Source organism: Pseudomonas sp. GM74 (assembly GCF_000282455.1).
Classification (GTDB): Bacteria; Pseudomonadota; Gammaproteobacteria; order Pseudomonadales; family Pseudomonadaceae; genus Aquipseudomonas.
This window is the reverse complement of sequence record NZ_AKJG01000083.1, coordinates 47629-53934: the sequence shown is the minus strand read 5'-3', so window position 1 is coordinate 53934 and position 6306 is coordinate 47629. Positions and strand designations below refer to the sequence as shown.

The following is a 6306-nucleotide window of genomic DNA, read 5'->3' as shown; positions in this document are numbered from 1 at the left end:
GCAGTTGGGGTTTTGTTTTTGTGCGCGAAAAAACACGAGCGGCCCATTCAAGGTCAATTGTAAAAAAAATCACACAAACCTGACTCCACGGTTTTGGTAAGGTGCAGCTCATTTTTAATGGACTGAGTCTGCGCTCACGGATCGGCATTCTTTTCAAAGAGCTGCTGCACAAGTGCCTGAACCGATACCGATCAAGGACCACGAAAAAGAAACACGCCTGGTCAACAAAAGACTCATGGCCTGCGCCTTGTTCGTTGCCGCCATTACCTGTGCTCTGGTGGTACGCCTGTATGTCCTGCAGGTCGTCGAGTTCGACTATCACTCGACCATCTCCGAAAACAATCGCGTACATGTCCTGCCGATTACGCCTACCCGCGGGTTGATCTATGACCGCAACGGCGTACTCCTCGCTGACAACCGCCCCAGCTTCAACCTGACCATCACCCGCGAACGTGCATCCAATGTCAGCGAAGAGCTGGACGAGGTGGTCAATCTCCTGCACTTGTCCGCTGAAGATCGCTCGCTGTTCGACAAGGCGATGAAGCAGGCACGTCACCCCTTCGTACCCGTGACGCTGTTCTATGAGCTGAGCGAAGAACAGATCGCCGTACTCGCCGTCAACGAGTTCCGCTTGCCGGGCCTGGATGTCGAGCCGCAGTTCGTTCGGCACTATCCATTGGGCGAGCACTTCGCTCATTCGGTCGGCTACGTCGGACGTATCAACGAGAAAGAGTCAAAGGCTCTGGATACGGTCGAGTACCGAGGCACCCAATCCATCGGCAAGACCGGGATCGAAAAATTCTACGAGACGCAACTGCACGGCCATGTCGGTTATGAAGAAGTCGAAACCAATGCCCAGGGGCGCGTGCTGCGAGTGCTCAAGCACACTGACCCGGTGCCCGGCGAAAACATTGTCCTGAGCCTCGACGTCAAGCTTCAGGAAGCCGCCGAGCAAGCCCTGGGCGATCGCCGTGGTTCGGTGGTCGCGCTGGATCCGTCGACCGGTGAAGTGCTGGCCATGGTCAGCAACCCGAGTTTCGATCCGAACCTGTTCGTCACCGGCATCAGCTCCAGGGAGTACTCCACGCTACGGGACTCCATCGACCGACCGCTGTTCAACCGTGTGTTGCGCGGTCTCTATGCGCCGGGTTCGACCATCAAGCCTGAAGTGGCGATCGCCGGCCTTGATGCCGGTGTCGTCACGCCACAGACCCGTGTGTTCGACCCCGGTTATTACCAACTTCCGGATTTCGATCACAAGTACCGCAACTGGAACCACAGCGGCGACGGCTGGGTGGATATGGATGCGGCGATCATGCGATCCAACGACACCTACTTCTATGACCTGGCACACAAGCTCGGTATCGATCGCCTGCACGACTACATGGCCATGTTCGGATTGGGTGAGAAAGTCTCCCTGGATATGAATGAAGAATCCCCCGGCCTGATGCCATCCCAAGCCTGGAAACGTGCCACCCGTCGTCAGGCCTGGTTTCCGGGCGAGACGGTGATTCTCGGCATCGGTCAGGGCTACATGCAGGTCACGCCGCTGCAGTTGGCCCAGGCGACGGCATTGATTGCCAACAAAGGCGTGTGGAATCGCCCGCACCTGGCCAAAACCGTAGACGGTGTCGCGCCGGTGGATGAGCATCCGATGCCGAACATTCTGCTCAAGGATCCTCGCGACTGGGAGCAGGTCAACCATGGCATGCAGATGGTGATGCACGACGCCCGCGGGATTGCCCGGGCCGCAGCGGCGGGAGCGCAGTACCGTATAGCCGGCAAGAGCGGTACCGCACAAGTGGTGGCGATCAAGCAGGGTGAGCGTTACAACCGGGAGAAAACCCGCGAACGTAACCGCGACAATGCCTTGTTCGTCGGTTTCGCCCCGGCCGAGCACCCGAAGATCGTGATTTCGGTGATGATCGAAAACGGCGAGGCCGGTGGTCGCGTGGCCGGCCCCGTGGTGCGGCAGATCATGGACGCCTGGCTACTCGATCAGGACGGCCACCTCAAACCGCAGTACGCAACTCCGAGCAAGGCACCAGGCGATCCTCACGTCTGAATCATCGTGGCTTTACAGCACAGGCTCTCGGATGCTGAGCATGTGCTGGAAACTCTCGAGGAACACGGTTTCGGCTTGGCTCATCTTCTGTTCGCGATTCCACAACAGCTGGATATCGAAATCCACCACGCCATCCTCCGGCGGCAAGCGCCAGAGCAGACCTTGCTCTACATCCCGGCGCACCAGATGGGTGGGCAACGCGCCAATGCCGTAACCTGCGCAGATCAGGCGGTAAATTTCTTCGAAACTGGTGGATGAGGCGACGATCTTGCCGGTGAAACCTTGCTGGTCGCGGAACAGCGTCAGGGGTGAAAGATTGCCGCCCAATTGATCACTGGTGAAGCTGACGAAGTTTTCCGCCGCCAGTTGTTCCAGGGTCAGGTTCTCTTGCCCGAACAATCGATGACGCTGACCACAAAAGTAAGCATAGGTCTCTCGAAACAGTACCCGTTGTTCCAGTCGCGGCTGTGGCAAGCGGCACAGGCCGACGCCGATGGTTGCGGTCTTTTGCAGCAGCGAACTGATGATGTTCGAACTGCCCATGACCTCGACTTCCAGCTCGATTTTCGGGTGGGTTTCATGGAAGTCCGCGAGGAAATCATCGTAATGCCGCGCCTGCACGCCGCTGACGGTGAGGATGCGGATCTTGCCCACCACGTCGTCGTGACGGCTCTCCACTACCGTCCCCAGGCGTGAAATGTCCCCATAGATATCCGCCGCTATTCGCAGGACTTCTTCCCCGGTTTCCGTCAGGTCAAAGCGTCGCCCGCTACGGGCAATCAACACGCATTCCAGTTGTTCTTCCAGTCGCTTCAGCGCCTGGCTGACCGCCGATTGGGTGATGTGCAGTCGCGCGGCGGCACGGCTCATGCTGCCTTCCTGGCCGATGACCAGATAGGTGCGCAGCAGGTTCCAGTCGAGGCGGTCATTGAGAAAGCGCCGGCCGACCCACGGGTTGGAAGTGGAAGGCATATAACCTCATGCAGTAGCAGTGCTAATAGTAAAGATAAGGATTTGAAAATTGACTAATCCTGGCATGGAAGCGATAAAGCCCACAAGCGCCACAGAGCGCAACCGTTATCAGCCTTAACACCTGCCCAAAAACTATAAGTACACAGGGTCCTTGCATGCACACTACTCCCCAACCGCGCCGAGCCGCGGCCGCAGCCTTCATTGGCACGACCATCGAGTTCTACGACTTCTACATCTACGCCACCGCGGCGGCGCTGGTCCTTGGGCAAGTGTTCTTCCCCAGCAGCGACCCGGTCATGAGCACCCTCGCAGCGTTCGGTAGTTTCGCGGTCGGCTTCATTGCGCGGCCCATGGCCGGGATGGTGTTCGGTCATCTGGGGGATCGCCTGGGGCGCAAGAAAATGCTGTTGGTGACCATGGCCTTGATGGGCATTGCCACCGCCGGCATCGGTATGTTGCCCAGCTATGCCAGCGCCGGCATCTGGGCGCCCATTGGCCTGATCGTACTGCGTGTCATTCAGGGCATTTCGGTCGGTGGCGAGTGGGGTGGGGCGGTGTTGATGGCCAGCGAGCATGCGCCGGCCAAGCGTAAGACCTTCTATGCCTCGTTCGCGCAACTGGGCAGCCCGGCCGGATTGTTGCTGGCACTGATCGCTTTCCGTCTGGTGACGTCCCTTGAGCCTGGCGAGTTCCTCGCGTGGGGTTGGCGCTTGCCGTTCCTCGCCAGCGGCGTGTTGATGATGGTCGGCCTGTTGATCCGCTCCGGGGTTCACGAATCGCCGGAATTCGCCAAGGCCAGGGACAACAACGAAACCGCCAAATACCCGGTGATGGACGTGATCCGCACCTGCTGGCGGCAGATCCTGTTCGCCGCTGCCGCCGTGACCATCGGCTCGGCCGGGTTCTTCTTCACCAACACCTTCATGATCACCTACGTCACCCAATACCAGGGCATTGCCCGTTCGACGATTCTCGATTGCCTGTTTCTGGTGACCGTCATCCAGTTGCTCTCACAACCGCTCTCGGCGCTGATCGCCGAACGTATCGGCGAAGGTCGTTTTCTCAAATGGGTCGCGCTGCTGTGCATGGTCACGCCATATCCGATGTTCCTGCTGGTAGGCACGCAGAACATTGTGTTCATGACTGCCGGCATTGCCCTGGCGGTGGTGATTCTCTCGGCGCTGTACGCGGTGATCGCCGGCTACATGACCCAAGCCTTCCCGGTGCACCTGCGCTACTCGGGCATTTCCATCGCCTACCAATTGGCTTGCGCCGTGGCCGGGGGCACCACGCCGCTGATCGGTACGCTGCTGGCCAGCAAGTTTTCCGGACAATGGTTGCCGCTGGCGGTGTTCTTCACCCTGCTCTCGGCCCTGTCCCTGATCGGTGTTTGCGGCCTGGCCCGCCTGCGCGCCAACCCGGTCGTCACCCACGCTGTCAAAGAGGTGTATTCGTGAGTAAACCTGCACACATCGACCCGGTTGAATGGCAAGCCCGTTGCGAACTGGCGGCGCTGTATCGACTGGTCGCGCACTTTCGCATGACTGACCTGATCGACACCCACATCACGCTGCGGATTCCCGGGCCTGAACACCATTTCCTGATCAACCGCTACGGGGTGATCTTCGACCGCATGCGCGCCTCGGACCTGGTGCGCATCGATCAGGAAGGGCGGGTGGTCGACCCGGAGTACGCCGGCCATCGGGTCAACGCCGCCGGCTTTGTGATTCACTCGGCGATCCACATGGCGCGTCCGGACCTGAACTGTGTGATCCACACCCACACGGCGGCCGGCATGGCGGTCGCGGCGCAGAAGCAGGGCTTGCTGCCGATCAGTCAGCACGCGCTGAAGTTCTACGGCAAGCTGGCCTATCACACCTACGAGGGCATCGCGCTGTCGCTGGATGAGCGCGAGCGCTTGATCGCCGACCTCGGTCCGCACCGGGCGATGATCCTGCGCAACCACGGTTTGCTGGTGGGTGGTTCGGGCGTGGCCCAGGCCTTCCAGGAAATCCACTTCCTGGAACGCGCCTGTCAGGCCCAGGTGCAGGCACTGGCCGGTGGTTCGGCACTGCATTACCCGTCGCCGGAAGTCTGCGCGCACACCGCCGAACAGTTTGACCGTGATGAGCAGGACAACATCATCGACCTGGCCTGGGAGGCCGCTTTGACCCTGATCGAATCCCAGCGCGAGTCTTATTTGTCATGAGCATCGTCATCAATACCGTGGTCCTGTTGTCCCGCGACACCCTGCTGCTCAAGCAATTGCAGGCGGCGTTTGCCCGCAGTGCGCCGCAGCTTATCGCCGTGCTGGCCGAGGATTCCCGGGCGGCGGATGCACAGATGGCGGCGTGCTGGTTTCCCTTGCCGGGCAGTCTCGGTGCATTGCCGAACCTGCAGGTGGTCCATTCGGTGGCCGCCGGTATCGATCACCTCGATCACGACCCGTCGTGCCCGGACCTGCCGGTTTGCCGTGTGGTCGACCCGGGTCATCGCCAGGGCATGACCGAATACGTGCGCTGGGCCGTGATTCACTATCACCGCGGTTTCGATCAGGTGTTGTCGCAACAGCGGGAGCAACGCTGGGAGCGGCCGCTGCAACGGGCGGCGGGGCAGTTCAAGGTCGGAGTAATGGGGCTCGGATCGCTGGGCAGCGCGATTGCTCTGGATCTGGTCGCAGCCGGTTACGACGTGCGTGGCTGGGCACGGCGCAACAAGGACTTGCCGGGTGTGCGCACGTTCGCCGGGGCTGATGCGTTGCATCCGTTTCTCGACGGTGTCGAGTTGCTGATCAACCTGTTGCCCCTCACCCGCGAAACCCGCGGGATTCTCGAACGGACCACTTTCGAGCGGCTCGCCCGCGGCGCGGCACTGGTCAACTGCGGCCGGGGCGGTCATTTGAACATCGATGACCTCGAACAGGCCCTGGCGAACGGGCAGTTGCGCGGCGCCTTGCTGGATGTCTTCGAACAGGAACCTCTGCTGGTCGATCACCGGCTCTGGACAATGCCCGGTGTCACCATCACCCCGCACATGGCTTCGGCGGCTTCCCATGACTGTATTGCCGAACAAGTGGCGGAAAACTTCCGTCGATTGAATAACGGTGAACCGTTATTGAACTGTGCCGACCGATTACTGGGTTATTGAGCCCAGCGCTATCCAACCAATAGAAAATGCCCTGCGAACTCGCCCGCCCGGTTGGGTGAGCCATAACAACAACCTTCGCCTCATCCGTTTTACTGCCAGTCAAAACAATTAAATAACGAGTT

General features: G+C 60.0%; 5 protein-coding genes. 4 read left to right on the top strand and 1 reads right to left on the bottom strand.

Translation table 11 applies throughout. The features are described from left to right. Positions 1-172 precede the first annotated feature (172 nt). On the top strand, positions 173-2065 hold the full coding sequence (gene mrdA, locus PMI34_RS10975) for a penicillin-binding protein 2 (RefSeq protein ID WP_008051113.1): 1893 nt from the start codon (positions 173-175) through the stop codon (positions 2063-2065). 12 nt (positions 2066-2077) lie between these two features. On the opposite strand, the gene PMI34_RS10980 is transcribed toward mrdA, so the two are convergent. Next, positions 2078-3037: a LysR family transcriptional regulator gene (locus tag PMI34_RS10980; protein ID WP_008051112.1), complete on the bottom strand. Its 960-nt coding sequence runs from the start codon at positions 3035-3037 to the stop codon at positions 2078-2080. Positions 3038-3192: 155 nt separating this feature from the next. On the opposite strand from PMI34_RS10980, the gene PMI34_RS10985 reads away from it, so the two are divergent. From PMI34_RS10985 to PMI34_RS10995, 3 genes are read left to right on the top strand one after another with little or no spacing between them, the layout of a single operon-like run. Then, entirely contained in the window at positions 3193-4494 is a 1302-nt protein-coding gene (locus tag PMI34_RS10985) for an MFS transporter (RefSeq protein ID WP_008051111.1), read from the top strand. After that, a complete protein-coding gene (locus tag PMI34_RS10990) occupies positions 4491-5246 on the top strand; it encodes a class II aldolase/adducin family protein (RefSeq protein ID WP_007988289.1) in 756 nt (251 codons plus the stop codon). The genes PMI34_RS10985 and PMI34_RS10990 overlap by 4 nt, the downstream gene beginning before the upstream one ends. Next, entirely contained in the window at positions 5243-6184 is a 942-nt protein-coding gene (locus tag PMI34_RS10995; RefSeq protein WP_008051108.1) for a 2-hydroxyacid dehydrogenase, read from the top strand. Before PMI34_RS10990 ends, PMI34_RS10995 begins: the two co-directional genes overlap by 4 nt. Positions 6185-6306: the final 122 nt, after the last annotated feature.